This window comes from Mesorhizobium sp. YL-MeA3-2017 (assembly GCF_030814575.1).
GTDB classification, from domain to species: Bacteria; Pseudomonadota; Alphaproteobacteria; order Rhizobiales; family Rhizobiaceae; genus Mesorhizobium; species Mesorhizobium terrae.
Genome location: NZ_JAUSVH010000001.1, coordinates 434,525 through 458,669, shown reverse-complemented (window position 1 = coordinate 458,669; position 24,145 = coordinate 434,525). Strand labels below are relative to the sequence as shown.

Annotated in this window: 28 protein-coding genes and 1 pseudogene; 16 read left to right on the top strand and 13 right to left on the bottom strand. The window is 60.9% G+C overall.

All coding sequences use genetic code 11. From position 1 onward, the window contains the following. Positions 1 to 12: 12 nt before the first annotated feature. The 5 genes from QFZ88_RS02075 to QFZ88_RS02055 form a co-directional block, all read right to left on the bottom strand. Positions 13 to 717 carry an MOSC domain-containing protein gene (locus tag QFZ88_RS02075; RefSeq protein ID WP_024925120.1) on the bottom strand — a complete coding sequence of 235 codons (705 nt, stop codon included), beginning with the start codon at positions 715 to 717 and terminating at the stop codon, positions 13 to 15. A gap of 462 nt (positions 718 to 1,179) precedes the next feature. Next, entirely contained in the window at positions 1,180 to 2,334 is a 1,155-nt protein-coding gene (locus tag QFZ88_RS02070) for a porin (protein WP_024927268.1), read from the bottom strand. A gap of 330 nt (positions 2,335 to 2,664) precedes the next feature. Continuing rightward, positions 2,665 to 3,054 (bottom strand): winged helix-turn-helix transcriptional regulator, encoded by a 390-nt coding sequence (locus QFZ88_RS02065; RefSeq protein ID WP_024925122.1) that lies wholly within the window; start codon positions 3,052 to 3,054, stop codon positions 2,665 to 2,667. A gap of 280 nt (positions 3,055 to 3,334) precedes the next feature. Then, the gene (locus QFZ88_RS02060; RefSeq protein WP_024927539.1) at positions 3,335 to 4,105 is read right to left on the bottom strand and encodes a class I SAM-dependent methyltransferase; all 771 of its coding nucleotides are present in this window, start codon (positions 4,103 to 4,105) and stop codon (positions 3,335 to 3,337) included. Further along, positions 4,078 to 4,503 carry a hypothetical protein gene (locus tag QFZ88_RS02055; protein ID WP_139116466.1) on the bottom strand — a complete coding sequence of 142 codons (426 nt, stop codon included), beginning with the start codon at positions 4,501 to 4,503 and terminating at the stop codon, positions 4,078 to 4,080. Before QFZ88_RS02055 ends, QFZ88_RS02060 begins: the two co-directional genes overlap by 28 nt. A gap of 223 nt (positions 4,504 to 4,726) precedes the next feature. Here QFZ88_RS02055 and blh point away from each other — a divergent pair. The 5 genes and pseudogenes from blh (at position 4,727) to QFZ88_RS02030 (ending at position 8,123) form a co-directional block, all read left to right on the top strand. Further along, positions 4,727 to 6,061 (top strand): annotated as a pseudogene (gene blh / locus QFZ88_RS02050) (bifunctional sulfur transferase/dioxygenase Blh). Between the two features lie 6 nt (positions 6,062 to 6,067). Continuing rightward, the gene (locus QFZ88_RS02045; protein ID WP_024925126.1) at positions 6,068 to 6,406 is read left to right on the top strand and encodes an ArsR/SmtB family transcription factor; all 339 of its coding nucleotides are present in this window, start codon (positions 6,068 to 6,070) and stop codon (positions 6,404 to 6,406) included. 5 nt (positions 6,407 to 6,411) lie between these two features. Then, positions 6,412 to 6,840, top strand: a complete 429-nt coding sequence (locus tag QFZ88_RS02040) for a YeeE/YedE family protein (RefSeq protein WP_024925127.1) — start codon at positions 6,412 to 6,414, stop codon at positions 6,838 to 6,840. Positions 6,841 to 6,842: 2 nt separating this feature from the next. Further along, positions 6,843 to 7,274, top strand: a complete 432-nt coding sequence (locus QFZ88_RS02035) for a DUF6691 family protein (RefSeq protein WP_024925128.1) — start codon at positions 6,843 to 6,845, stop codon at positions 7,272 to 7,274. 66 nt (positions 7,275 to 7,340) lie between these two features. Next, a complete protein-coding gene (locus QFZ88_RS02030) occupies positions 7,341 to 8,123 on the top strand; it encodes a sulfite exporter TauE/SafE family protein (RefSeq protein WP_024925129.1) in 783 nt (260 codons plus the stop codon). A 922-nt stretch (positions 8,124 to 9,045) separates the two neighbouring features. Here the strand turns inward: QFZ88_RS02030 and QFZ88_RS02025 are convergent. The 6 genes from QFZ88_RS02025 to QFZ88_RS02000 all read right to left on the bottom strand — a co-directional run bounded on the left by QFZ88_RS02025 (position 9,046) and on the right by QFZ88_RS02000 (position 15,205). After that, positions 9,046 to 9,708: a flavin reductase family protein gene (locus QFZ88_RS02025; protein ID WP_081766925.1), complete on the bottom strand. Its 663-nt coding sequence runs from the start codon at positions 9,706 to 9,708 to the stop codon at positions 9,046 to 9,048. Positions 9,709 to 9,726: 18 nt separating this feature from the next. Continuing rightward, positions 9,727 to 10,698 carry an ABC transporter substrate-binding protein gene (locus QFZ88_RS02020; protein ID WP_161773068.1) on the bottom strand — a complete coding sequence of 324 codons (972 nt, stop codon included), beginning with the start codon at positions 10,696 to 10,698 and terminating at the stop codon, positions 9,727 to 9,729. Beyond that, complete coding sequence (locus tag QFZ88_RS02015) at positions 10,685 to 12,187, bottom strand: hypothetical protein (RefSeq protein ID WP_139116467.1); 1,503 nt, start codon at positions 12,185 to 12,187, stop codon at positions 10,685 to 10,687. Before QFZ88_RS02015 ends, QFZ88_RS02020 begins: the two co-directional genes overlap by 14 nt. Further along, a complete protein-coding gene (locus QFZ88_RS02010) occupies positions 12,177 to 13,082 on the bottom strand; it encodes a hypothetical protein (protein ID WP_024925132.1) in 906 nt (301 codons plus the stop codon). The genes QFZ88_RS02015 and QFZ88_RS02010 overlap by 11 nt, the downstream gene beginning before the upstream one ends. A gap of 6 nt (positions 13,083 to 13,088) precedes the next feature. After that, positions 13,089 to 14,168 carry an aromatic ring-hydroxylating oxygenase subunit alpha gene (locus QFZ88_RS02005; RefSeq protein ID WP_024925133.1) on the bottom strand — a complete coding sequence of 360 codons (1,080 nt, stop codon included), beginning with the start codon at positions 14,166 to 14,168 and terminating at the stop codon, positions 13,089 to 13,091. A 389-nt stretch (positions 14,169 to 14,557) separates the two neighbouring features. Then, complete coding sequence (locus tag QFZ88_RS02000) at positions 14,558 to 15,205, bottom strand: hypothetical protein (protein WP_024925134.1); 648 nt, start codon at positions 15,203 to 15,205, stop codon at positions 14,558 to 14,560. Positions 15,206 to 15,319: 114 nt separating this feature from the next. Between QFZ88_RS02000 and QFZ88_RS01995 the strand changes: the two genes are divergently transcribed. The 10 genes from QFZ88_RS01995 (at position 15,320) to QFZ88_RS01950 (ending at position 22,318) form a co-directional block, all read left to right on the top strand. Next, the gene (locus QFZ88_RS01995) at positions 15,320 to 15,631 is read left to right on the top strand and encodes a helix-turn-helix domain-containing protein (RefSeq protein ID WP_024925135.1); all 312 of its coding nucleotides are present in this window, start codon (positions 15,320 to 15,322) and stop codon (positions 15,629 to 15,631) included. Then, complete coding sequence (locus QFZ88_RS01990; RefSeq protein WP_024925136.1) at positions 15,628 to 15,879, top strand: hypothetical protein; 252 nt, start codon at positions 15,628 to 15,630, stop codon at positions 15,877 to 15,879. The genes QFZ88_RS01995 and QFZ88_RS01990 overlap by 4 nt, the downstream gene beginning before the upstream one ends. 118 nt (positions 15,880 to 15,997) lie before the next feature. Beyond that, positions 15,998 to 16,846 (top strand): ParB/RepB/Spo0J family partition protein, encoded by an 849-nt coding sequence (locus QFZ88_RS01985; protein WP_024925137.1) that lies wholly within the window; start codon positions 15,998 to 16,000, stop codon positions 16,844 to 16,846. Further along, positions 16,843 to 17,292, top strand: a complete 450-nt coding sequence (locus tag QFZ88_RS01980; RefSeq protein ID WP_024925138.1) for a hypothetical protein — start codon at positions 16,843 to 16,845, stop codon at positions 17,290 to 17,292. The genes QFZ88_RS01985 and QFZ88_RS01980 overlap by 4 nt, the downstream gene beginning before the upstream one ends. After that, a complete protein-coding gene (locus tag QFZ88_RS01975) occupies positions 17,289 to 19,418 on the top strand; it encodes a DDE-type integrase/transposase/recombinase (RefSeq protein ID WP_024925139.1) in 2,130 nt (709 codons plus the stop codon). The genes QFZ88_RS01980 and QFZ88_RS01975 overlap by 4 nt, the downstream gene beginning before the upstream one ends. Before the next feature lie 78 nt (positions 19,419 to 19,496). After that, positions 19,497 to 20,261: an AAA family ATPase gene (locus QFZ88_RS01970; protein WP_024925140.1), complete on the top strand. Its 765-nt coding sequence runs from the start codon at positions 19,497 to 19,499 to the stop codon at positions 20,259 to 20,261. Continuing rightward, positions 20,261 to 20,899, top strand: a complete 639-nt coding sequence (locus tag QFZ88_RS01965) for a hypothetical protein (protein WP_024925141.1) — start codon at positions 20,261 to 20,263, stop codon at positions 20,897 to 20,899. The genes QFZ88_RS01970 and QFZ88_RS01965 overlap by 1 nt, the downstream gene beginning before the upstream one ends. After that, entirely contained in the window at positions 20,896 to 21,309 is a 414-nt protein-coding gene (locus QFZ88_RS01960) for a hypothetical protein (protein ID WP_024925142.1), read from the top strand. The genes QFZ88_RS01965 and QFZ88_RS01960 overlap by 4 nt, the downstream gene beginning before the upstream one ends. Continuing rightward, entirely contained in the window at positions 21,309 to 21,650 is a 342-nt protein-coding gene (locus QFZ88_RS01955; protein ID WP_024925143.1) for a hypothetical protein, read from the top strand. The genes QFZ88_RS01960 and QFZ88_RS01955 overlap by 1 nt, the downstream gene beginning before the upstream one ends. A 20-nt stretch (positions 21,651 to 21,670) precedes the next feature. Beyond that, positions 21,671 to 22,318, top strand: coding sequence for a DUF3164 family protein (locus QFZ88_RS01950; RefSeq protein ID WP_065997801.1), 648 nt, complete (start codon positions 21,671 to 21,673; stop codon positions 22,316 to 22,318). Between the two features lie 2 nt (positions 22,319 to 22,320). Here QFZ88_RS01950 and QFZ88_RS01945 read toward each other — a convergent pair whose 3' ends face one another. Together QFZ88_RS01945 and QFZ88_RS01940 are read right to left on the bottom strand one after the other, a co-directional pair. Further along, positions 22,321 to 22,953: a hypothetical protein gene (locus tag QFZ88_RS01945; RefSeq protein ID WP_024925145.1), complete on the bottom strand. Its 633-nt coding sequence runs from the start codon at positions 22,951 to 22,953 to the stop codon at positions 22,321 to 22,323. Positions 22,954 to 22,989: 36 nt separating this feature from the next. Continuing rightward, entirely contained in the window at positions 22,990 to 23,433 is a 444-nt protein-coding gene (locus QFZ88_RS01940; protein WP_024925146.1) for a hypothetical protein, read from the bottom strand. Between the two features lie 89 nt (positions 23,434 to 23,522). On the opposite strand from QFZ88_RS01940, the gene QFZ88_RS01935 reads away from it, so the two are divergent. Continuing rightward, positions 23,523 to 24,143, top strand: coding sequence for a regulatory protein GemA (locus QFZ88_RS01935; RefSeq protein ID WP_024925147.1), 621 nt, complete (start codon positions 23,523 to 23,525; stop codon positions 24,141 to 24,143). The last annotated feature ends 2 nt before the right edge of the window (positions 24,144 to 24,145 follow it).

Here is a 24,145-nt window from a genome sequence, read left to right as displayed (position 1 = left end):
AGCGTGATGACGCTAGTCCGCCTTCAGCGGCTGCGGGGTGTCGATGCGGCGGGACCAGTCTTCGGTCTGGCCCGACGACAGCCGGGCGGCGGCGAGGCGGCGCCAATTGTCCGGCAGGCCGGGCAGGGCGGCGAGACCGGCGAGTGCTGCCCGGTTCATGCGGTCGTGGTAGAGAAGGTGCGATACCCTGGCCACCGACCAGTCGGGATGTCGCCTCTTAATCAGCCGGCCGTGGTCGCCGGCGGCGATGATGCCTGGTTCTGACACCCGGAAATACCAGCCGCTGCGCCCCGTATCCTGCACGCGGCGTGCCATGTCAGGCAGATCGAAGCGCAGGTTGAGCTTCCAGCAGGGCTGGCGGCCCTGGCTGACCTCCAGCAGCGCGCCACCGACGCGCCAGAGGTCTCCGAGGCAGAGATCGGCTTCGGTTATCCCGTCCAAGACCAGGTTCTCGCCAAAGGCGCCGGGGCTGAAGCGCGCGGCGCGATGCGGCAGTTCGGCTGCCCAGTCCGGCATGTGCGAAACCGCATAGGCGTGGATCGCCTTGTCGGGGCCGCCGTGACGTTTGCGGTCGCCCTGTTGGTCGCCGTCAAGTCCGAGTTTTTCCGCCCGAACCGGCCCGTCGACCTTGTGCTTGTCGATGGCACTCAGCGCGCCATCCGGGCCAAACGGCACCGCTTGCCCGATGCGCAGTTCGGTCACATGGAAGGTGGTCATGCTGGGCAGTGTCCTCGGCAAAATGAGCAGGTCGCTGCGATATCCGCCCTTATCTGGGGTTTGTCGTCAGCGGCCATCAAGGCGCCAGGCGATGCAAAGGACTGACCCATGGCTTGGGTGGCCGGGGGCGGTCAAATCGTATCGAGCGATGTCCAGCCTTCACCACCAGCCCATCTCGTGGCCTGCCACGGCGATGGCGATCAGGATGCCGGCAAGGTGAAGCAGCCACTCATAGCGCATCGCTACCTGTTAGCGGTTTGGCCAAAGCGGCGATAGAGCGGGCCGCGACGATGGTCGTGCCGCCAGCCAACGTAGATGCGGCGGTTTCCGCCTGGCTTTCCATCAAAAAAACGACCCGGCCATGGGGGCCGGGTCGATGTCTGATGACGTCTTCACTTGGATAAAAAGAGCGAATGACTGGAGGTCAAACCTTTCACCCGCTAAACCAAAAGAGCCTCAGCCTTAGAAGTCGCGCTGGAAGCGGAGGATGCCGCCGACGCTGCTCTTCTTGTCGGTGGTGGTCCAGCTGCCGAGCCAGTCGGCGTCGCCGCGCTTGCCTTCGTTGAGGTAGTCAACTTCGGCCGTCACGGTGAAGCCCGGAACCATCTGGTAAGCCACGTTCGCGGCTACGCCGAGGTTCTTCTGCTCGTCATAAGACACCTGGGTGTTGAAGGTGGTCTTCTCGTTGAACTTGTACGAGCCACCGCCCCAGAATGCCCAGTTGCCGCCCCACGGCTTGTAGAAGCTGCGAGCCGCGTGGTCGTCCGTGCCGTAACCGCCCATGATGAAGAGCGAGATCTGGTCGGTGGCGTTCACGTCCAAGCGAACCTTGCCGGCCCACTCTTCCCAACTCGGATTGTAGGCAACGACACCGGTGATGCCGCCCCAGCCCTGGGTGTACTTGGCGCCGACCACGACGTTCGGGGCGTAGCTGTCGATGGTGTTGTCGACAATGCCGGGAACCCAGGCGCCGGTGCCATCCTTCACGAAGGTATTGTAGCTACCCGAACCCTGTTCGAGCGACACGATCGCCGAGAAGCCGTTGCCTGCGTCGAAAGTGTAGCTGATCAGATTGGTGTCGAATTCACCGTAAGGAACCAGCGTATCCTGGATGACGTTGCCGGCGTAACCCGAGAAGGTGTCGTAGGCCGATTCGTCCTTACCGACACGCAGGCCACCGAGCTGGATCCAGGCGAAATTCAGCGAAATGCCACGGTTGCGAGCATCGGCATTGCTGTTGTCGTTGCCGAAGTTGAAGCGGGTTTCGGTGTAGGTCTTCAGGGTGCCGAGCTCGGTCTCCTGACCGGTCCAGGTCTTCAGCGTGAAGCGGGTGTTCTTGTTCCAGGTGTTCTGTTGCTTGCCGGTGAGCACGTCGTTGGTACGCGCGCCGTCGAAGGTACCCCGGTCGCCAAGACCGGCATCGTAACGGATGTAACCGCCAATGCGCAGGCAGGTTTCAGTGCCCGGGATGTAGAAGTAGCCGGCGCCGTAAACGTCACAGATCTTGACGTATTCGGCCGGTTCCGGCTCGGCGACGACGACAGCGTCGGCGGCGCGTGCACCCGAGACTGCGAGCAGAGCCGCACCGGTGCTGAGAAGTAAAGTATGGATTTTCACTGAAATCCCCTGTCCGTGCCTTGGGATCGTCAAGTTCCCCCTGTCGCGATTGCAATCCTCGCCGGAAGTTCCCGATCCAAACAAGGCGAACTATGCCTAGATCATGGCCGCTATCGTTAGTAACAAAAAAGTGACTGGTCTGTAACATTCGGAATATTTACTAAGTATATCATTGGATATCGCATAATTGAAAAGTCATTGATTCCATTGTGTAATTGAGAAATTTATAATTTTACATTGATGGATGGCCCGGCGGAGTGACGGAGTGTTCGGCGCTGTTCAGCGCCGACATGATTGTCACGGTGTTGCAATAACGTCACGGATCGCAGCTCACCAGGCGCCGTTAGACGGCTTGGGCTGTTTCTGATCGAAAAGATGCTGCGCCCGCGTAATCTGGTCGGCGTTGTCGTGCGTCCAATGGTGGATAGCGTTGAGCAATGTCCGCACCGAACGCCCGAGGTCTGTCACGCTGTATTCGACGCCAGGAGGCGCGGTGTCGACCAGTCGCCGGCTGATCAGGCCGTTGCGTTCGAGCCGCCGCAAACTCTGTGTCAGCGTTTTCTGGGTGATGCCCACCAGTTGGCGCTTCAAGACATTGAAGCGTAAAGCGCTTTCGGCGCGGTAGATGGCCTGCAAAACCAGTATGGTCCATTTGTCGGCGAAAAGTTCGTGTACGACGCGGTCCTCGTCCTCGCTACGATCCGAGGTACTATTGATCATAATGCACTCCTGAAGGACCCCCGGTTGGAAATGGGACGAATGGCCTCTAACGGTCTTGGCGGCGCTTAAGTTCCAGCAGATTTTCTGCGGATGTCTCTCGCAAGGTTGGCGAAGAGACGGCGGCCAGAATCGGTGCGACAGGATGCACCCGCGCGCCGGTTTCAGGGAGCCGGTGCCAGATCAAAATCGCGTTAGCGGAGACTTCGTCAGTCCGCCATGGCGGTGAAACAGGCCCTTGGCGGGAAGAATTGCAGTGCCAATGTGGACGTTGCCCGGACGATCAGGGCTCGTCCTGTGGGGTGGATTCCGAGATCGCGGGCATGGCGGTCCCTATCCCCGGCTCATGCTTGAAGGCAACGAATGTGTCTGAAATCTCGACCCTGCTGAACAAGCCGCTTTCGTCGATCAATCGCGCGCAAACGGCGTTGAAATAGACGATCCAGACGCTTCTTTCCTCGCGCAGGAGCGCGCTTTCCAGATTGGCAAGAACACCCCGCAGGACGGTTTCGCCGAATGGATTGAACAGGAAAACCAGCAGATTCCCGGAGGGGAACTGGTAGTCGATCGCGTCCATTTGAAGTGTCGAAACATCCTGGCAGACGCGCCTCGATGCGGGGTACTTCAGAATGTTTTCGGCGGCGACCGCGTTCAGCTCGTGCGAAAATTCCACGCCGATCACCCGTTTGAAGGGGTATTCGGACGCGATCATGAGGATGCGACCTTTCCCGGAGCCCAGGTCGCAAAAGGAAAAATCTTCCAGATCTGCCGGCAAAGCCTCGATCGATCTGCGGATCAGAAAGGGCGCCAATGTCTGATAGTGCGCTCCTTCAAGCTGATGGGGACTATCGATCTCCAACTGCCATAAAGGAACATTGCCTTCGGTGTCGGTACCGAATTCACGATCGAACGCGCTGCCTTCGGCATTTTGATGCCGCCGACCTCGCAACCTTGCCAGGCCAAGCCGCACAAGCGCGGCAAACCCGTCGCGATGCAGCCTGAAGCGAAGCCGGTCGAAAGCCAACTTCAGTTGATGTGGTTGAGCAAACCCCATCCGCGGATCGCTTTCTGAAGAAAGACGGCACAACGAATTGCAATTATATCGTTTTCCCGTTTCGGTGGCCAGTGTTCTGCGAGGCCGTCGCCGGTGCCTGAAGCGGGGGGCGGATGGCGGTTGTAACCGAGGCAGGGCAGGCGGTGGTGATCTCGATCGTTGAGCGTCAATCCAACGTCTCTATGAGCGATTGGCCTTCCGCCTGATTGCGTGACAGCGATGGCGCGCGGGGTTTCAACCGGCCCGACAAGCGCAGACATTTCCGCCGAAAGCCGGATGAAGTCCGCCGCAAGGTTGAGGTTCAGATGCGCCAAAAGTGAGTGCTTCATCGGCTTGCCGGTTTTCCAGTGTGTCGTCGTGCGATATAAATCCTTCGTGACCTCGGGGCGGGATGGCAACGCACGAAACCTGCAAGTTCCGTTAACCCCGGTTCGAATCCGAGGCGAGGTCTCCAGTCCGCTTCCTGTTTGACCAAAACCGTGGCTTCGGGCGGTAAGGCCTGCGGGTTGTTAATTGCAAAATATCTATTGCAAAAAAATGTAATCGTTAATATCTAGATATCGAAAATGATGCCGCGCCATGTGAGTGCGGCGGCTTGAAGCGATTTCGAGAGGATGTGCGATGATCAAGGTGACCGATAAGCTCTGGGTTTCCGGACAGCCGACCGATGCCGATGTGGCTGCCGCCGGCGAGGCCGGCGTCCGCAGGATCGTCAACAACCGCCCCGAGAATGAAGAGCCGAGCCAGCCCAGCATGGCGGATGCCGCCGCGCTTGCGGGGCAGGCGGGCATGGATTTCGTCAACATCCCCGTGGCGCCGGGGCGCTATACGCTTGAGACGGTGCGTGCCTTCCAGAAGGCGGTAGTCGAGGCCGACGGGCCCGTGCTTGCGCATTGCAAGGGTGGCACACGCTCCGCCACGCTGTGGGCGATCGGCGAGGTTCTCGACGGTAGGATGTCGGCCGACGAACTCGACGCGGTCGGTCAGCGGCTCGGCATCAATTTCGCCGGTGCCAAGGACTGGCTGCGCAACAACAACTGACGATTTGAACCTGAACCGATCGTGAGGCTTGCCATGAACCTGAAAGCCGAAGTGACCGCATTCTTCGATCCCCGGACCTTTTCGGTGCAGTATGTCGTCGCCGATCCGGCAACGAAGAAGTGTGCGATCGTCGATCCCGTGCTCGATTTCGATGAGAAGTCGGGCACTACGGCGACCGTCAATGCCGACCACATCCTCGACTTCATCGAGGAACGGGGGCTGGCGGTCGAATGGATCCTCGATACCCACCCGCATGCAGACCACTTCTCCGCGGCCCGTTATCTCAAGTCGAAGACGGGTGCGCCGACCGCCATTGGCGAACGTGTCGTCGACGTCCAGAAACTGTGGAAGGGCATCTACAACTGGCCGGAGCTGAACGCGGACGGCTCGCAGTGGGACAAGCTGTTCGCAGAGGGCGAGACCTTCTCCGTCGGTGAACTCGAGGGAAAGGTGCTCTTCTCGCCGGGGCACACGCTGGCCTCGATCACCTATGTCGTCGGCGACACGGCCTTCATCCACGATACGCTGTTCATGCCCGACAGCGGCACCGCGCGCGCCGACTTTCCCGGTGGCAGCGCCGGGCGGCTCTGGCAGTCGATCCAGGAGATCCTGTCGCTGCCGGCGGAAACGAGGCTGTTCACCGGCCACGACTACCAGCCGGGCGGCCGCGAGCCGAAATGGGAAAGCACGGTTGCCGAGCAGAAGGCGGGCAATTCACACATCTCGAAGCTCTTGACCGAGGCGGAGTTCGTCGCTGTGCGCGAGGCGCGTGACCGCACGCTGCCGATGCCAAAGCTGATCCTGCATGCGCTGCAGATCAACATCAATGGCGGCCGCTTGCCGGAGCCCGAGGCCAACGGCAAGCGCTACCTGAAATTCCCGCTCGACGCGCTGCAGGGCGCGAACTGGGGGTAGAGAACCATGGTCCAGCAACCGAACATGCCGGTTGCCGATCTGCTCGAACGGGCAGGAGAGGCATCCGAATTCCTCAAGAAGCTCGCCAATCCCAACCGGCTGATGATCGCCTGCGCGCTTGTCGACGGCGAGCACTCGGTGCGCGAACTGGAAGACAGTCTCGGCATCAGGCAGCCGGGACTGTCGCAGCAGATCGCCGAGCTGCGCGATGCGGGCCTGATCGTCGGACGCAAGGAATCGAAGTCCGTCTTCTACCGGCTCGCCGATGAACGGGTGAGGGCGGTCGTCACCCTGCTCTACCAGATGTTCTGTGCCCCCGGCGCTGACGCCAGAAACGAGAGCTGAGAGAAATGACCGAATTCACACCGATCGCCTCCACCCTTGGCGGCGTCCTCATTGGCTTCTCCGCGGTTCTGCTGATGGCCTGGGAAGGGCGCATCGCCGGCATCAGCGGCATCGCTGGCCGCTTGCTGCCGCCCTATCTCGACGGCGCTTTCCTGTCGCGCCTTGGTTTTGTTCTGGGGCTGGTCGTCGCGCCCGTGATCTATTCCGTGGCGACGGGGCAGGCGGTGCTGCAGTCGGTCTCGTCCAATCTGCCGCTGATCGCCGTGGCCGGGCTGCTGGTCGGCTTCGGTTCGGTCTATGGCAATGGCTGCACCAGTGGCCACGGCGTCTGCGGCCTCTCCAGGCTGTCGCCGCGCTCGCTTGTCGCCACGCTGACCTTCATAGCGACAGCCTTCGCGACCGTCCTCGTCGTCCGTCACATCGTGGGAGCATGACCATGTCGTTTCTCGTCAATCTCGCGCTCGGCCTTTTGTTCGGCATCGGGCTCGTCGTGTCGGGCATGTCGGACCCGGCCAAGGTGCTCAACTTCCTCGACCTGCTCGGCACCTGGGACCCGTCGCTTGCCTTCGTCATGGGCGGCGCCGTTGTCACGGCCTTCATCGGCTACCGCATCGTGCTCCGCCGCCCCAAGCCTGTTGCCGCCAGCGCGTTCCACCTGCCGGCGAAGACCGACATCGACAGCAAGGTGCTGGTCGGACCGGCCATCTTCGGCATCGGCTGGGGCCTTGGCGGCTTCTGTCCGGGGCCGGCGCTGACCGCGGCAACCTTGGGCGCCACCGGTGCCTACGTCTTTCTGCCGACGATGTTCCTCGGCATGTGGCTGGCCCGCATCGTGGCCAACAGAAAGCTCGCCGCCGCAGCGGCGTGACGACATCGCCGGACCGCAACTGACCGTCCGGCAACACAGACATTTCAGATCGGAAAGGGCCGGGCCATGTTTCTGGAACCCGTTCAATATGCTTTGGGCGCACTCTCCGGTGGCGTTGTCGGCCTCAGCCTCGGTCTGTTCGGCGGCGGAGGCTCTATCCTGGCCGTGCCGCTGATGGTCTATCTCGTCGGCGTTCCCAACGCGCATCTCGCCATCGGCACCAGTGCCGTCTCGGTCGCTGCCAACGCCATGACCGGGCTCGCCAGCCATGCTCGCAACGGCACCGTGAACTGGCGCTGCGCCGCCGTCTACAGCGCTGCCGGCGTGCTGGGCGCCTTCTTCGGCTCGTCGCTCGGCAAGGCCATTGACGGTCGCCATCTGCTCTTCTTGTTTGCCGGCCTGATGCTGGTCGTCGGGGCGTTGATGTTCCGGCGCCGGGGCGTTGCCGGCGATCCGACTGCCGTCTGCAGTCGCGAGAACGCGCCCCGAGTAATGGGTTTCGGTAGCGGCACGGGCTTGCTGTCCGGCTTCTTCGGCATCGGTGGCGGCTTTCTGATCGTGCCGGGCCTGGTCGCGTCGACCGGCATGCCGATGATCAACGCCATCGGCTCATCGCTGGTCGCCGTTGCTGCTTTTGGCATGACCACCGCCATTTCCTATGCCCTGTCGGGCATGGTCGACTGGTCTCTTGCCTTCGTTTTCATCGCTGGCGGCATAGCGGGCGGCCTCGGCGGCTCAAGGGCCGCCATGCTGCTTGAGACGCGCAAGGGCGCGCTCAACATGCTGTTTGCGCTGATGATCGTCGTCGTCGCCATCTACATGGCCTGGCGCAATATGATCGGTGGCTAATAGCGCTGGCAGAGCGCTGCCTGTGCCGTTCAGCCCTTGCGTCCACAGACCGGTTCGACCGCCATGGGCGCGGCTGTTGATCGTGAAGTCGACGGCATAAGTCTCGATAGACCCTGATAGCGGCTGGCTTGGCGAGGCCACGAGGAACATTGGTGCCCGGCCCGTGAACGTGTAACGCGCAAAGACAGTTGGCATGTGACCGAGGAGCGGTGGGAATAGGCGGGATTTGCCGGGAACCGCCGAGAATTTATGGAAATCAACGTATTGCGCGGGGAAGCGGTGGAGTGTCGGAGGGCTGCATATCTCTGTCATCTGCCAAGTGATGTTGCGCTGGCAAGCGTCTAGAGGATGGCGCGGCGGTTCAAATTCGGAAAAAGGCGGTCAAGTTGGGGTTGAGGTGGGAACTGTGATGGTTTTCAGCCGATCAGTTCCCACCTTGTGATTATCTTAATCGATAAGGGATCTGAACCGGTCGTCTGTACTTCGCGCCTTCGAGGTGGGAACTGTGAAATTCGGTCGCAGCCCGACAGTCAAAGGATATTGCTGCGGCAACCCGTTGTCTTCGGACAGAGTTTCCACTTCGGCGTGGAAGAGAGGTGGGTTCCGGTCGGCTTTGTGAGGTACTTTCCGCATTTTAGCACAGGTGTGTGAAAGCGGCTTCCGGGGCGGCGTGGTAGGTCAAGTAGCCGGATATCACCTCATCCGGTTGCGGTATTGCCCGGAGGGATCGTAGAATTACCTGCGACGAGTTTGGCCTTGCCTTTTGGTGTGCAGGGCCTTTCAGCAAGATGAACGGCGACCACTTTCTACTACGCCGTAGTTGACAGCTCTACGCTGGGAATCGATGCGTGTCGCCTATATATGGATTGATACGATTGGGCCGAAACGGACTTCAGCAGCGCTTCAACTTTCCCCGTTTCGATTAACTATCCTCCGGTTCCCTGCGCCCTTGGCGCTGTCCAATTGCGAGTTCGGTAGCCTTTACGGCATCCACTCGAGGCACTTCGAACACGTCTCTTAAGCGCACATATCGGCCGCTTCCATTAACTCTACCCACTAAATCTAAACGCGCAAAATCGATGCCCCCACCGGGCTCGATCAGATCATCACAAATATGTACAGCTATCACCTCTCCAACGAAGATTTGATCGGCTCGCCCTATCTGCAGAGTATGCGTCACCCGGCATTCCAATGCGACAGGACTCTGAGATATGCGCGGAGGCGCAACGTCCGTGGATGCTTCGAGACCAATACCTGCTATTTCCACTTCGGACACAGATGAAGGGAAGTCGGCAGCTGTCAGATTCATATCTGACACAAGAGCTGCCGTGACGAGATTAACGACCATTTCCCCGCTGCATACAAGGTTTCGCGCTGTGTCCTTTTGCCCGCCATCGTCGCGGCCATTAACTCCAATACAAATCGTTGCGGGGTCAGTTGAAAATAGATTGAAGTATGAGAATGGAGCTGCGTTCACTTGTCCGATCGTATCCAGCGTAACAACCCAAGCGATCGGGCGTGGCACTATCACGGATGATAGAATCTTAAAGGTGAGGAATTTGTCCTCATCGCAACGAAACAGCATCTGTCTAATTTCTCGAAATCAGTCTGCCAAATTGAAGTCAACATGATCCTGCCAGTGCGCAAGCTCACCATATGCCCCGGTTGTTCTAGCCGCTTCCATCATTTTCTTCCAACGCTCGGGGAGCATCCGCGCCAAATCTTTCTGATCAGCTGAGCCAAGGATACGGTTGTTGAGAAGTTGTAGCCGCGCTTCATCCATCATAGGTGCTGTTAAGTCTTGGTTTTCCTTCCCAATAAGTTCATGAGCTTTCAGATAGTTGCTGCCAAGGTAGCGGCGGCACCCCTCAAAAGTCGCCTTTACGAATGCACGTAGAGCGCTACGTCGAGTATCAAGTGTCGCCTTTCCGACGGCGAGGAGATAAGCGTAATCGTCGAACCCGTGATCTGCCAGAAGGAGCACCTTCGGCTCCACCCCAGCAGCACGGAAGCGCGCAGGCTCGCTGGAGACGAACCCTAGGATTGCTGCTTTCGGCAAACTGAGCGGTAGCTCCAAGGTTCCCATGTAGTCCCTTGCCTGCTCATCATTCCAATTAAATAGCTTCTTGAGCATTGGCCACACCGCCAGCCTGCTGTGGGCTGACATGAAGATTGGAACTCCAGAAAACTCCTCAAGAGTCGAAAGGTCGCGATCGGTTCGGGAAATCAGTGCTAACGGTGAACGCTGAAATAGGGCTCCAATGGCCACCAATGGTAGCTTTTCTTGTTCGTAAATGAAGACCTTTTGAGCGAAAGAAGCCACACCCACATCCGCTTTGCCAGTGAGCAGGGTCTGTTCTACGTTAAGTTTTGGACCTCCCGGTCGCAATTCTACAGTGAGGCCGGCTTGCTGATAAAGGTTTTCGGCTTGAGCTTGATAGAAGCATCCAAATTCTGGCGCGGGAGACCAGGAGAGCTGCACGGTGATACGCTCTTCCGCATTTGCAGAATATACCTGGAGAAGTATTGCTATCAATGAAAATACCAATTTTAGTGCCGCTCTAAACACTGCCATTCCTTTCGTACAGCGTTTCGATACGAGATAATGCTGGAGAAAATAGATAAAGGCCGCCGGTCCCATGAACCCAGGTGGTTTGCAGTCTGGGAGTACTCACGACTTCGCAGTGACCGAGAGGGTGGCGCACTTCAATTTGGTCCCTGTCGTCGAGGCGCCCCAATAGCGCATCTCGAACGGCACCGTTCTCGGCGGAGCTGAATGTGAGAAAGTCTGAGACAAGGCGTTCGTACTGGTCTTCGATAGACGACATATAGGCAAGGAAATGCAACCCCCGATCCACTGGATCGACAACGGGTGCTGCCAATGTCGAAGTCGATGGTCTGCCGTACGGAATGCCACGTCGGAACAGTGGCGGTGTTGGGTTTGGATAGTCTAAACTTGGTCTGCATTTTCTTGCGTGAGCCGACAAAGGGCACCGACTTCCCGGTGGATCGTCACCATCCCTTGGGAAGATAATGTTCTGATCAGTAACCGCGTTGGGGTCTCGTTCTGGCGAGGAAAATAGCGATGCCCCTGAAGGCCATCGCCCCATGACACCTGCTGCAATACTGGACCTCGCCGCGTCGATAGATCCTCCAAATTGCTCAACCGAGCGTCGAGACATCGTGTCAACCCATCGGTGGAAACCAGCGACGTCTTGTCTCAACCTCAAAAAGACAAGAAACGAGCCACCCGTGAAAAATTCCGGGAGCTTAGAGGGCGTGCCGTTCACCTCTTCTGCTGCCTTCGCTTGGCCGACAATTAGATGCCCAGGCCAAACCAACTCTTGACCGTGTTTGGTGGGGCGGTTGGGATCGTCTGGGTCGCGTTGGACTATCCAAGAATCCGCGCCTAGGTTCGCCCGGCCTCTTATTACGGGCGTAGCCAGACCGTCACGAAAACCGAAATGCTCAGCCATCGCGGTTTGCTCGCCCCACCGGTGTTCGAGCGCAGACCCAACCTCATAACCTGGCATGAGAAACTTGTCCCATCCTGCCGGTTTTGCTCCAGAGATGCGTCCAAAAAGATCTCGCATCCAATCTTGTGTTGAGTTTCGATCGTCTCCCGCAATTATGAATATGCCGTCACAAGCGTTTTCGCCTGTAGTTCCGTCGTGGATAAGCCAGTTTGCGGAGGAGTTGGCGTTTGAACGCTCGTTGAAGATCCCCAGTTTTTGCGCGGAAGCGTGGTAGCCTTGGCCAAATGCTCCTTGATCTGACCTTTCGTGGTGAAGCACGAGCTTGCGCAGACCGGCTGCTGTAAAAGCTATGTTTACCCATATGGCGTTCTCAGCTGAACCGCTTTTGCGTAGGGCGCTTCGGTAAGCCAAGACTTCGGCCGAAGACGTAACATGCGGACGCAGATTTGCTAGAAAGGCCCCGAAAGCGATTCTATCAAGGATTGTAAATCCAGCGGTGATCTGCGTAGCTTTTCGAAAGCCAGGACAGGCATTTCCTTGTATGTCGGTCAGATCGATTACCGGTTCTTCTGTCGGGTTATTTGCCATTTTGCAGCTCTAACTCAACTTGCAGCTCCGCCTCAGCCATCTGTAGCCGCCGCCCGTCTGCTTCCTTTTGATCTCCCAGCGGGCGCAAGACGACTGAAAGAAGTTCACTCTGTTCACCGAGTGGGTTCAGATTGACCAATTCATCCAATTCTTCCGGTGTTTCAGCGTCGATAACAACCGCCGCACCCTTTTGGTTTGAAACCGGATTGCCAGGATGACAAAGGACACCGCTGGCCCAGCCATGTGTTACAGAGCCGCTTTCTACAAGTTTGCTATTGTAGGTGTGCCACCATCTTACCTTCTCGGTTTCGACATTTCGCTGCAAATCCGAAATAGTCATGCCGGCTTGGGGGGCGTGACCCACAAGCAAATACGAGATCCGATATCTATCGCTTGCGCGGGCGTCAGGAGGCGCTGGCAAATTTGCAGGCGCTATAAAACCTTGTGTCGTTTCCTCCAACTCCGGCGGCCTTGTGGCAAAAAGCGCGCGGGCGCTTTGTTGCGCCATGCGCGACGCAGGATCTGACGGCAGCGGTTTTGCCCAATCTCTGTTTTGAACTTCATCGAGATAATCTCGCTCGAGACTCCGCAATGGCACTGTTACATAGCTGCTGTATTCCCTTAGCGGATCACGCTCGAGGAGCGTGGTGAACTCTTCCATTCCGTCGCAGTGATAAATGGCGACATGGGTTGATACGATTTGCGAGTCTCTGAATTTGCTAATTAGCTGATGGGAGCCCCAAGACCAGGGAAGCTTGCCCGCGGCATGAAGTTGAGCCACGTATTCGTGCCATTTCATAACGGCTCGCCAGCGCATAACCTTTTGGCGCGGCGTCCATGACAGATAATCGTCAGGCGAATTGATGATGACCAGTGTTGTGATCGCGTATGCCATATTTGGTCACTCCCCTCCGGATAATTTTGACAACATCACCTTTCGTAAGAGCCGGGTAGGTTCGTCGAGCAGTACATGCCTCTCCTCGTAGCTACGGAGATCTATTCCAGACAACGGCAGTTGCTGAACCATGTTCTTGTCTTCGGCGGTAATCTGTCTCTGCAGCAGCGCCTCTTCCCGCGCTTGTTCTTCGGACAGGTTTGCTCCCTCGCCCCGCAGAACGAGCTTGTAAACTAGCGTGGATTGTGTGGTCTCAGGTTGAAGAGCTAAGAAAATGCGATCAAAAATTCCCCGGCGAGGGTAGGCAATTGTCAAAGCGAGCGAAAATGGAAAGTAATAGCGGTAGGTAAGAATTCTTTCTTCGACATCGTCCGAATTTCCTCCGCCAATCAGCCTTTTGCCTCGGGCGGACACCTCACATTCGAAGCCGTCGTCGACCTCAGACAGTCGCCGGACATCCAGCCGCCCCTTCTGTCCAAAAGTGTCGGCATGTACAAAAGGGAAGTGCGTTACATCGATGAAGTTGTCGATGATCTGGGATGCGGTAGCTGACCATGAATCGACAAGGCAAAAAGTTCGATCGTCGATCGGCCAAAGTCCCTCTGGAAGAGCTGGAAGCGAGGTGCTCGAAGCCTGCGGTGCGACCCAAAGAAGGCCGTACTTGACGTCTACGCCGTGCGGGCTACTCAAGCAAAATTGGGCGAGTTGGTTAGTAGTTGCGCTTGGCGCCGCAACGCAATTCCCTTCACTGTTGAAGACAAACCCATGGTATGGGCAAGAAAGGAGGTTTCCGGCGGCTCTGCCCTTGCTTAACGGGGCCCCTCGATGCGGACATCGATCTTCAAATATAGAGTACTCGCCGTCCAACCTCGCAACCACGTAATGCTGCCCCAATAGGGTCAAACGTCGCGGCTCTACTCCGATGTCAGCAACTCGAGCCACCGGGTGCCAGAAAGCAGATAGGCGTTCATCTGAATTTACGAGACGATCCGAAGAAAGAACCACCTCACCCCCCTCGGGAAGTTGTTCAAAACAGAAGGTAGCAGGCTTCTCGATATTTCCAAAGAAGCCTGACCTCAGCAACATTCGAGCTTCAATCAACGAATACGAAAACGAGCAAGCGCGCTCGACACTTTTGAACTCTTCGCCCGCTAGGCACTGCCCATATGAGCTCGTACCACATCTTGCACATTAGGCAGATTACTTCGTGTCTTCAAGTTCTGCCTGAATTGGTCAAAAGCCGTCCGAACAGAGTCGGCGGGCGTGGTATGACGATAGAAATACGGGTGGGTGCAAGTAGGTCAGGATGGCAGAGTGAACAATGGCGCGCCCGCAAATTGGCTTTGGGCGCATCGTTCGCCACTACCTATTTCAGTTCGCTCCGTTTGTCCGGCGAACTTTTGTTCGCAGCTAACCCCCGACTAGCTGCCCGCTAGCTTGCCGCCCTAGTCAAAGCGGAAGGCCTCCTTTATTCCTCAATCCACCGCGTAGCGCAGCATCATGACGAAACCGCCGAGCAGGCGCACGACGATGTCCTCGGCCTCGATCGGGATCGGGCGCATATCGACGGCGAGATCGGCGGTGTGCATCATCAGGAAGGGCGGCTTGTAGATGCGCAGGACGGTTGCGAGATCGCCGTCGCTATTGCGGATCTCGGCGACGACCGGTTCGCCGTCGCGCGGCTTCTTCGTCGCGCTGAATTCCAGGATATCGCCGGGCAGAAAGCCGGCCAGTTCGATGGCGCGGCTCATCACCCGCCAGCGCGAGCGGCCGGTCTGTGGCCGTGCCCCGAAAGTGAGCGTGCCGCCACTGTAGCGCGCGACATCGCTGCCATCACCATTCACGGGCATGAAGTCTGCGGGCAGGGCGTCGGCGCGACCCTGTTCCGGCAGCCAGTCCATCGGTTCGGCGCAGCTATCGGCAATGCGGCGCAGATAATCGAGGTTCGGCTTCAGCGTGGTGCCGTTCATGTAATTCTTCAGTGTCTGCAGCGGGATCTCGGCCAGCCGGGCGATGGCCGACGGGCCGCCATGGCTGCCGACCACGCGCTTCAGCCAGCGCCGCCACGGCTCGTCGCCCCTTGGCCATTCGGACTGGTGATTGTTGTTTTCTTGGTTATCCACCGGCGCTATGGTCCAATTCTGTTGACTTTAGTCCATTTCTGGACCATCTGGAAAACCAGAAACTGCTCTCGACCGGTTCGGCGGCGGGCCGCCCGGTCACTTCAGGGTAGAGCCGTGCACAAGGGCAAGCACACGACCCGATACGACCGACACGCGATCCTGGCGGAGATCAAGCGCCGGTATGGCACTTTAAGCGCCTTTGCCCGGCATACGCCCGTCTCCGCCTCGGAAATCTCGGCCGCGCTCGGCTCATCCTACCCGAAGGCGGAGAACGCGATCGCGGCGGCGCTCGGCATACCGGTGCAGACCCTATGGCCCGACCGCTATTGGCCGAACGGCAGGCGGCGTCTTTTCCCTAGCACCGCGCCGGTAAAGGAAGCGAGTCAAAAGGCTCGAAGTGGTACGGACCAGGAGGGGGCTCGATGATGCGACGGCGGTCCGAAAATCGCGACGAAACCGACAGGAACCGCGTCTTCGGCGCGCCGGAGCCGCCGCCGCGGCGCAACTGGCCGATCACAGTAATCGCTCTGGTGCTGATTGCCTCCAACATCGTCGCCGCCGTGCTGTCCATCGACCTCATGATGGGTGGCTCCACGCTTGCCCATTTCGTCGCCGGCACCGTCGGGCTGATCTGCCTGTCGCTGGCCATCTGGCTGATGAGGAAAGCGCTTTGACCGCCTTCCAATCCGTGACCGTTTGCCCCCCATCGGTCGCGGTCGGTGCGCCCGCCGCTCCACCCCCAGGCGGCGGGCGCATTTTTTCGCATCGGCAAGTTGCCGGGGAGGGGCGCTGATGGCCGGCGCGCGGGCAACGTTCCAGCGCATCGCGGTCGCGCTGATCGACGTGCCGGAAGACCGCTTGTCGGCAGTGCGTGCCGCTCGTGTCGAGACCATCGCCAAGACATCGCGCGCCATCGGTCTCCTGCAGCCGGTCAATGTCGAGGCTCTGAAGAATGGCCGTTTCCGGCTGATCGCCGGTGCCAAGCGCCTGGCGGCGTTAATGAAGGCCGGCGAGGCCGAGATCGATGCCCGCGTCATCGCCGCCGGAACGCTGGACGAGGCCGGACGACGGCTGATCGAGATCGTCGAGAACCTCGATCGCCACGACCTGACCAAATTGGAGCGGGCCGAACATCTGGTGGCGCTGAAATCGGCGCATGAGGCGCGTTTCCCAGAGGCCAGGCGCGGCGGCCGGCGCGGCAACCAGCACAGCGGCGGCATGGTCCGCCAAAGCGAAATCTTTGCGTTCAGCCAGGAAGCCGCCGAGATGACCGGCCTGTCACGTCGCGCCATCGAGGTGGCGGTGCAGATCGTCTCGGCGCTCTCCGAAGACAGCAAGGTCCGCCTGTGCGGCAACTGGCTGGAAGACCACCAGGCCGGGTTGAAACTCTTGTCGGAACAGAAACCGGCCGTGCAGGCGCGCATCCTCGACATTTTGTTCGCTTCGCCGCCCGAGGCCGCCAGCGTCGCCGATGCGCTTGCCCTGGTCGAAGGGCGGCGCCTTTTGACCACGGCCGAAAAACTGTTCGCCTCGACACTCGGAAACTGGTCGCGGCTGTCGGAACGCCAGCGCAGCGCCTTCCTCGATACGCATGAAGCGGCGATCAGGGTGCATGCCAGGGCGCGCGGATGGTTTCGATGAAATCCCGCGACCGCTTCACCGCCGACCTGTTCGACTGGCAGCCGCCAAAAGTGGCGGTGGGGTTCGAGGCGGACCTTTCCGGCAACCGGCTGGGTTCGCGCATCAGCCGCGCCGTCTCGTTGGCTCTTAAGGAATGCGGCAAGAGCCGCGCCGAGGTGGCCGAGGCGATGAGTTCGGAACTCGGCTACCCGGTCAGCGCCGACATGCTCGACGCCTATGCTTCCGAAGCCAAGGAAAGCCACCGCATCACGCTGGAACGTTTCGTGGCGCTGGTCACCGCCACAGGCTGCCTCGACCTGCTCGGTTTCGTCGCCGGCCTGTTCGACCATGTCGTGGTGCCCGGCCGTTACCAGTCGCTGATCGAGCTGCATCTGATCGAGGAGCATGAAAAGGACCTCGCCAGGATGAAGCAGACGGTCGAGGCGAAATGGAGGGCCGGCCGATGAAGGTCTGGTTCACCGCCGCCGAATTCGCCGCCCTTGCCGCCGCCGGCGAACTGCCCGGCCTGCCGACGACCAAACGCGGCATGAACATGCTGATCGCGCGGGAAGGCTGGGACCGGCACGCCAGCCTGTGCCGCCGGCGCGAAGGCCGCGAAGGCGGCGGCGGCACCGAGTTCCATCTCGACCTGTTGCCGCTGTCGGCCAGGCTTGCCCATGCCGGCCGCCATTGCCGCATCGAACAGGACGATGTGCGGCCGGTGCTGACCGGTGGCGATGGCTTGACCATGCGGGCGCGCGGCGAGCGCGACGCCAGGCTGGCGCTCACCGCCGTGGCCGACCGTTTCCGCCGCGAGCAGGGGCTATCGCTGGCCGCCGCCGACGATCTTGTGGCAAACCTGTTCAACAGTCGTTCAATCGCGCTTCCGGCCTGGGTGCAGACGCAGGTCAAGCGTGCCAGCGGTCGTTCGCTGGCACGCTGGCGCTCGGCCCGCGACGCCGGCCAGGCCGACCGGCTCGGCCACGATCCGGCCGTCGCGCGCAAGGGATCGAGCCAGCTCGACCGGGCGCTGGACGGCCAGGTGCGCAGTGTGCTCCTGGCCGCGATCGCCAAGATGCCGTTCCTTTCGGCCGGCCGGGCGCTGGAGCTGATCCGTGATCGCTTCGGCGATACCTTCGAGGCGCCGGCGCTCAGAACGCTGCAGCGCCAGCTCGCCATCTGGCGCCGGGACTACAGTCACGAGCTGATGCTGCTCACCGATCCCGACGGGTTCCGCAGCCGCATCGAATATGCGGCGGTAGGCGCGACCAGGGCCGAGCGGCTCAACCAGCTCTGGCAAATCGACGCCTCGCCGGCCGACATCATGCTGAAGGAAGGCCGCCATTCGATCTATCTGGCGATCGACGCCTTTTCCCGCCGCATCAAGGTGCTGGCGACACCGACACCACGCGCCGCCGGCGTCGGTCTGTTGATGCGCAAATGCCTGCTCGCCTGGGGCGTGCCGGAAAAGGTCAAGACCGACAACGGTTCGGATTTTACCGCACAGGCGACGGAGCGGCTTTTCGCGCTGCTCGGCATCGAGACGGAACTGTCGCCGCCTTATCAGCCACGTTCGAAAGGCATGGTCGAACGTGCCATCGGCACCTTCCAGCGCGATCTCGCCGGCCTGCCGGGTTTCGTCGGCCATTCGGTCGCCGATCGCAAGAAGCTGGAAGGCCGCAAGGCGTTCGCGCAGCGGCTCGGCGCCGATCCGTCCGAACTGTTCGGCGTCGACATGGACCTCGCCGACTTCCAGGCCTGGTGCGACGACTGGGCGGACACAATCTATGCCTCGACGCCGCATGAGGGGCTCGGCCGGCGCACCCCGTTCCAGGCCGCGGCGAGCTTTTCCGGACCGATCCGGCGCATCGACAATCTTGCGGCGCTCGACATCCTGTTGGCGCCGGTCGCTGGCAAGGACGGTTTGCGCACCGTCGCCAAGACCGGCATCCGCATCGACGGCGCGCATTATTTGTCGGGGTCGGTCATGCCCGGCCGCACGGTGTTCTGCCGCATGGACCCGGCCGATATGGGTCGCATCCTCCTGTTCGAACCGGACGGCACCAGCTTCCTCGGCGAGGCGGTCTGCCCGGAACTCGCCGGCCTCGACCCCGTCTCGACAATTGCCCGCGTCAAGGCGGCGCAAAAGGCGCATCTCGACGGCCGCATCAAGGACATCCGCCAGGAGATGCGCCGCATCGGGCCGCGCGCCGTGGCCGACGCCATGCGCCGCGCCGGCGAGAAACGGGCGGGCAATCTCGTCGCCTTCCCGCGGCCGACACAGGCACATGTCACGCCGGCGCTCGATGCCGCGGCGCGGGCGAGCGCGCGCAACGAACCCGCCGCGCTTTCCGAAGAGGCCGCTGACATCCATGCGCGGCTTCTGGCCGATGCCAGCCCGGCGGTCGTCGCCTTGCCGGAAACGCGCGAGCAGCGCTTTCGGCGTGCGCTCGACATCGAGGAGCGTGTCGGTCGCGGCGAGCCGGCGCGGCCACAGGATCTGGTGTGGCTCGGCGGTTACCGCCAGGGCTCCGAATACCGGGCCATGCGGCAGATGCTGGATGAATTCGGTCGCGCCGCGCTCAGTCTTTAGCCGGCCAGTTGTCTTGCGTGCGGGTTGTTGGCGTCGGGCCGCGAATGCGGCGGATCGGCTTTCGAGGGGTGGTGTGGAATGAACGGAAATTCTGTGTCGCATGCGGTGAGGCCGGGTTCGGTGGCGCCGCTCAAGAATGTCGCATCGTGCCTGGCGCTGGTCGATACGCTGGTGCACCGGGCGCCGCATCTGCCCAATATCGGCGTCTTTTCCGGCTTCTCCGGCTACGGCAAGTCGATGGCGGCGCAATATTGCTGGAACCGCACCGGCGCGCTGTTCGTCGAGGTGTTCGATTTCTGGACCCGCAAGAAGTTCTGTCAGGCGCTGCTGGCAGAGCTCGGCGTGGCGCAGCCGCGCGGCACCATCGGCGACATGATGGACGAGATCATCGCCCGCCTCGGCGACGACCCGGCGCGGCCCGTCATCATCGACGAGGCCGACAAGCTGGTCGACAAGGGCATGATCGAACTGGTGCGCGACATCAACAAGGCGGCCCAAGTACCTGTTTTGCTTGTCGGCGAGGAATTGCTACCGCAGAAACTGGAGCAGCATGAGCGCGTGCACAACCGCGTGCTGGAATGGGTGCTGGCGCAGCCCTGCGACCTCGCCGATGCGCGCGCGCTGGCCGATTTCCTCTATCCGCGTCTCGGCATCAGCGACGAACTGCTCGACCTGATCCGCGAGCAGACCGGCGGCAAGGCACGAAAGATCGCCACGACGCTGAACGCCGCCGCCTCCTTCGCGCTGACCGCCGGTGTCGGCGAGCTCACCATCGCCAATTATCGCGGCCGCGTCTTCACCGGCGAGACGCCAAAACGCTTTTCGGCGCGGAGGGCCGCCTGATGCCGCCCGCCCTCAAGCTGACGGTGGCCAAGGCCGAACTGCTCTATCGCGGTCGCGACCATTTCTGGCGGGTGATCCGGGCGCTTGGCGCCGACGGACGCCGTTTCACCGCCGCCGAGGTGCGCGGCGCCTGCGATGAGCCGCAGCGCGGCACCATCCCGACGCTGTTGCGACGGCTTCAACGCGACGGTTTCGTCGAGGCTTGCGGCGAGCGCCGCAGCGCCGCCGGCAAGCTCGAGAAGGAATGGCGCCTGATCAAGGCGCCGAAAGCCGCGCCGACCGTGTCGCGCGACGGCCGCCGGCGCCGTCCGTCCACCGCCCAGCAGCAGATGTGGAACGTCATGCGCGGGCCGCTGGCGCGCGCCGGCTTCTCCTTCGCCGATCTCGTCGCCTATGGCTCGACCGACGACCTTACCGTGCCGGCCGTGACGGCGAGGAGTTACATCGGGGCCTTGTCGAAGGCTGGTTATCTGCTGCGGCTCGATCCGGGCGGACCGGGACGACCGGCGCTGTGGCGATTGCGCCCCTCCATGAACAGCGGCCCGCTGCCGCCGATGGTGCTGCGGGCGAAACTGGTCTTCGACCAGAACCGCCATCGCGTCGCCGGCGAGGTCTTGGCCGAGGAGGTGGCGCCATGAAGCGCGGGCCTCGCGCCGGCGGTGCCGCACCCGGCCGCAGCTTCGCCGACAAGGCGCAGGGTGCCTGGGCGCCGGCGCCGGACTGGGTAGGCGAACTTGCGGCCTTCTGCGACCGCGAGGGACTGCGCGGTGCGGAAAAGCGCGTCGGCTATTCGCCCTCGGCGCTGTCGACGGTGATCTCGCGGCGCTATCCCGGCGACATCGCCCGCGTCGAGGAAAAAGTACGCGGCGCGCTGATGGGGCAGATGGTGCTTTGCCCGGCGCTCGGCGAGATCGGCCGCAATGTCTGCCTCGACTGGCAGAAGAAACCCTTTGCCGCCACCTCGTCGGTTCGCGTCGCGGTCTACCGCGCCTGCCGTTCCGGCTGCCCGCATTCGGCATTGAAGCCGAGCCAGGAAGGGGGTGGCTGATGCGCGCCGGGCGTCAATTGGCGACCGCCGCCGGGTTGGCCGGCCTGTTGCCGCCGGCCGTGCTGGCAAGCGACCGCGCGGCCAGGATCGCCAGCGACATCGCACCGGCCATTGCTGCAGCCATCGCTGCCGAGATCGACACGTTGCGCCAGTTGCGGGCAGCGCGCGAGCGCGAGGAACAGCGCATTTTCGAGGCCTGCCGCGGCGTCGGCCTCGCCGTCGACCGGCTGGAGCAGGCGCGTTTCACCGCCGCCGAGCCGGCGGCAAGACGTGGGCTGGAACAGGCGGCGAAAACCTTGCGCCGCGCCATCCAGGCCAAGGACGTGCATGCGAGCCGGTGAACAGGGTCTAGGAGGAAGACATGCAACCCACATCCCTCAAAATACCGGATGGCACCATTGAGGTCGCAGGCCGGTTCTACCTGCCTGACGCGAAAGGCAATCTGGTGCCACTGGAGAGCATCAAGCCCGCCGACAAGCTTCAAGACGAGACCGTGCGTAAGGTGATGGGACATGCCCGCGACCTTTCTGCTCGGATCGCGCGCTTCAAGCAGCACACCTTCGATGATCTATCGGCTTTCGAGCAACTGCTGGCGCAAGAATATGACGCCAAGGTCGGCGGCGCGAAGGGCAACAAGACCTTCATGACCTTCGACGGACTTCTGAAGATCTCGGTTCAGGTGCAGGACCATCTCGACTTCGGCCCGCAACTACAGATCGCCAAGAGGCTGATCGACGACTGCCTGCTCGAGTGGACGGCTGACAGCCGCTTCGAGATCCGCACCATCGTCACGCGCGCCTTCAACGTTGACAAAAGTGGACAGATCAACCGCGCCGAGATCTTTGCGCTGTTGCGCCACGACATCGACGACGAGCGTTGGGCGAGCGCAATGGCGGCGATCCGCGACGCCATTCGGGTAGTGGGTTCAAAGACTTATGTGCGCTGTTATGAACGGGTCAGTCTAGACGCAGAATGGCGGGCTGTAACGATCGATCTGGCGAAAGCCTGAGATCAGTGACGTACTTCTGCAATCTCAAATTCTTTCCGGAGAGCCTCAAGCTCGTTCGCGAAAACAGTGAGGTGATCGGTCAATCGCTCGACGACAATTTTCGCGCGCCGCAGCTGGCGAGAAACACTCATTGGGGAACCGCCGGATGTGTATGCCGCGACCATGTCTGTCAGTTTTCCGTGAAATCTATTGATGCTCAAGAATCGATGATGCATCTCTGGTGGAAACAGGCTCTTTGCGTCATCGAAAGTCTGGAGAGAGACGAACCGATCGACGATATTTCGAAGATTGGGCCAAAGTTTGAGGCTTGTGGGATCCGCTGCTACAGCAGCGAGCCATTCATTGTAGCTCACTACCATCGTTCGGCATCCAACCGCTCGCGCAGAGCAGCGCTCGATAGTCATTCGGTCTTGCCGAAGAGACAAACGCAAAAGGTCGTTGTGCCGCTTGCCCTGAGCTGCTTCCGTCCTCCGCATCTCAAAAAGGGTGATTGCTGCTGCGCCGACTGCCAAGATGCCTGCTATGAGGGTCTGCCAGTCATACAGCCGAAATTCCAACTCGGTCATGCCTCCCAAGGCAAGACCCGCGCAAATGCCTATCAGCAGGGTGGTGATCAGTTCTGCGAAACGGTGCATGGATTGTCGTCATGCCTTCCAGTCGGGTGCCATGAGTTAGATCTTGCCGCCCTTCTTCAACACCTGCTGTGCATCGAAAGCGCCGCGTGCTCCGGCTTCATTGGCGTGGAACATGATGACGGTGACGCCGATGTTTGCCGTGCGTGCATAAACGGGTGTCGAGAAGCTGGTGCCGTTGTATGTGCCGTAAGCGTTGTTGCCGTAGACAGTTGCCGTACCGACCCCGCTGGTCTGGGTCTGCATGCCTACCAGCCGGCTGCCGGAGGCCATCGTGGCTTGCTCAAGCCGGAAATGCGAATAGCCGCGCGCAAGCGTCGCCTCGGCTGCCTTCTTCATCGTTATGGATGGAGCGGAACCTACAAAGAGGGCGCCGCTGGCCTGTGTGTCGAGACGCACCACATTAGGCGCCAGCGGCATTTCGCTGGTTGTCGCACAGCCGGCCAATACAACCAAAGCAATGCCCACAAGAATCTTGCGCATTGTAGCCCCCCCGAAAAACCCAATCCCAACAGAAGATTAGTCACAGCTTGCGCATACGACAAGGCTGAGACGGCGATGGGGCCACGGTTGTGAACACCCTTGCCGCAATCCATGTCGCCCGCAGGCAGCTGGGCCTCGACGAGGACACTTATCGTGCACTCGCGCTGCGCGTCACCGGCAAAGCTTCGGCCGGCGCCATGAATGCCACCGAGCGCGGACGGCTTCTGGAGGCGTTGCGCCGGCACGGCTTCAAGGGCGCGAAAAGAGGGCTTGAAGGCCCGTTCGCGCGCAAGCTGCAGGCCTTGTGGATCTCGGCCTGGCATCTCGGCCTGGTGCGCGACCGTACAGACGCAGCGCTGCTCGATTTCGTCCGGCGCCAGACCGGCATCGACCACACACGCTTCCTGGTCGATCCGGTGGACGCGGCCAAGGCGATCGACGCGCTGAAGGCCTGGACGGCGCGCGAAGGCGGCGTCGACTGGAAGCTCGGCGCTTCGATGCCGGCCTGGCAAAGGCTGCCCGGCGCCAAGATCGTCATCGCGCAATGGTCGACGCTGGAAAGAGCCGGCCTGGTCGAGCCGGGTTTCAGGGCCTTCGCGGCCTATGTCCAGGACCATGCCTTCAACCCGATCGACAGGATGAGCCCGAAGGAATGGGCCGGCGTTATGGCGACGCTCGGCACGCGGCTGCGCAAGGTTACCCGGCGATGAGA

Excerpts from the sequence above, each read along its gene's own strand:
- QFZ88_RS02075 (WP_024925120.1), bottom strand. The coding sequence starts at position 717 with ATGACCACCTTCCATGTGACCGAACTGCGCATCGGGCAAGCGGTGCCG.
- QFZ88_RS02065 (WP_024925122.1), bottom strand. The coding sequence starts at position 3,054 with ATGATCAATAGTACCTCGGATCGTAGCGAGGACGAGGACCGCGTCGTA.
- QFZ88_RS02060 (WP_024927539.1), bottom strand. The coding sequence starts at position 4,105 with ATGGGGTTTGCTCAACCACATCAACTGAAGTTGGCTTTCGACCGGCTT.
- QFZ88_RS02045 (WP_024925126.1), top strand. The coding sequence starts at position 6,068 with ATGGTCCAGCAACCGAACATGCCGGTTGCCGATCTGCTCGAACGGGCA.
- QFZ88_RS02040 (WP_024925127.1), top strand. The coding sequence starts at position 6,412 with ATGACCGAATTCACACCGATCGCCTCCACCCTTGGCGGCGTCCTCATT.
- QFZ88_RS02035 (WP_024925128.1), top strand. The coding sequence starts at position 6,843 with ATGTCGTTTCTCGTCAATCTCGCGCTCGGCCTTTTGTTCGGCATCGGG.
- QFZ88_RS02030 (WP_024925129.1), top strand. The coding sequence starts at position 7,341 with ATGTTTCTGGAACCCGTTCAATATGCTTTGGGCGCACTCTCCGGTGGC.
- QFZ88_RS02025 (WP_081766925.1), bottom strand. The coding sequence starts at position 9,708 with ATGCTGTTTCGTTGCGATGAGGACAAATTCCTCACCTTTAAGATTCTA.
- QFZ88_RS02020 (WP_161773068.1), bottom strand. The coding sequence starts at position 10,698 with ATGGCAGTGTTTAGAGCGGCACTAAAATTGGTATTTTCATTGATAGCA.
- QFZ88_RS02015 (WP_139116467.1), bottom strand. The coding sequence starts at position 12,187 with ATGGCAAATAACCCGACAGAAGAACCGGTAATCGATCTGACCGACATA.
- QFZ88_RS02010 (WP_024925132.1), bottom strand. The coding sequence starts at position 13,082 with ATGGCATACGCGATCACAACACTGGTCATCATCAATTCGCCTGACGAT.
- QFZ88_RS02005 (WP_024925133.1), bottom strand. The coding sequence starts at position 14,168 with ATGTTGCTGAGGTCAGGCTTCTTTGGAAATATCGAGAAGCCTGCTACC.
- QFZ88_RS01990 (WP_024925136.1), top strand. The coding sequence starts at position 15,628 with ATGATGCGACGGCGGTCCGAAAATCGCGACGAAACCGACAGGAACCGC.
- QFZ88_RS01985 (WP_024925137.1), top strand. The coding sequence starts at position 15,998 with ATGGCCGGCGCGCGGGCAACGTTCCAGCGCATCGCGGTCGCGCTGATC.
- QFZ88_RS01980 (WP_024925138.1), top strand. The coding sequence starts at position 16,843 with ATGAAATCCCGCGACCGCTTCACCGCCGACCTGTTCGACTGGCAGCCG.
- QFZ88_RS01975 (WP_024925139.1), top strand. The coding sequence starts at position 17,289 with ATGAAGGTCTGGTTCACCGCCGCCGAATTCGCCGCCCTTGCCGCCGCC.
- QFZ88_RS01970 (WP_024925140.1), top strand. The coding sequence starts at position 19,497 with ATGAACGGAAATTCTGTGTCGCATGCGGTGAGGCCGGGTTCGGTGGCG.
- QFZ88_RS01965 (WP_024925141.1), top strand. The coding sequence starts at position 20,261 with ATGCCGCCCGCCCTCAAGCTGACGGTGGCCAAGGCCGAACTGCTCTAT.
- QFZ88_RS01960 (WP_024925142.1), top strand. The coding sequence starts at position 20,896 with ATGAAGCGCGGGCCTCGCGCCGGCGGTGCCGCACCCGGCCGCAGCTTC.
- QFZ88_RS01955 (WP_024925143.1), top strand. The coding sequence starts at position 21,309 with ATGCGCGCCGGGCGTCAATTGGCGACCGCCGCCGGGTTGGCCGGCCTG.
- QFZ88_RS01950 (WP_065997801.1), top strand. The coding sequence starts at position 21,671 with ATGCAACCCACATCCCTCAAAATACCGGATGGCACCATTGAGGTCGCA.
- QFZ88_RS01945 (WP_024925145.1), bottom strand. The coding sequence starts at position 22,953 with ATGCACCGTTTCGCAGAACTGATCACCACCCTGCTGATAGGCATTTGC.
- QFZ88_RS01940 (WP_024925146.1), bottom strand. The coding sequence starts at position 23,433 with ATGCGCAAGATTCTTGTGGGCATTGCTTTGGTTGTATTGGCCGGCTGT.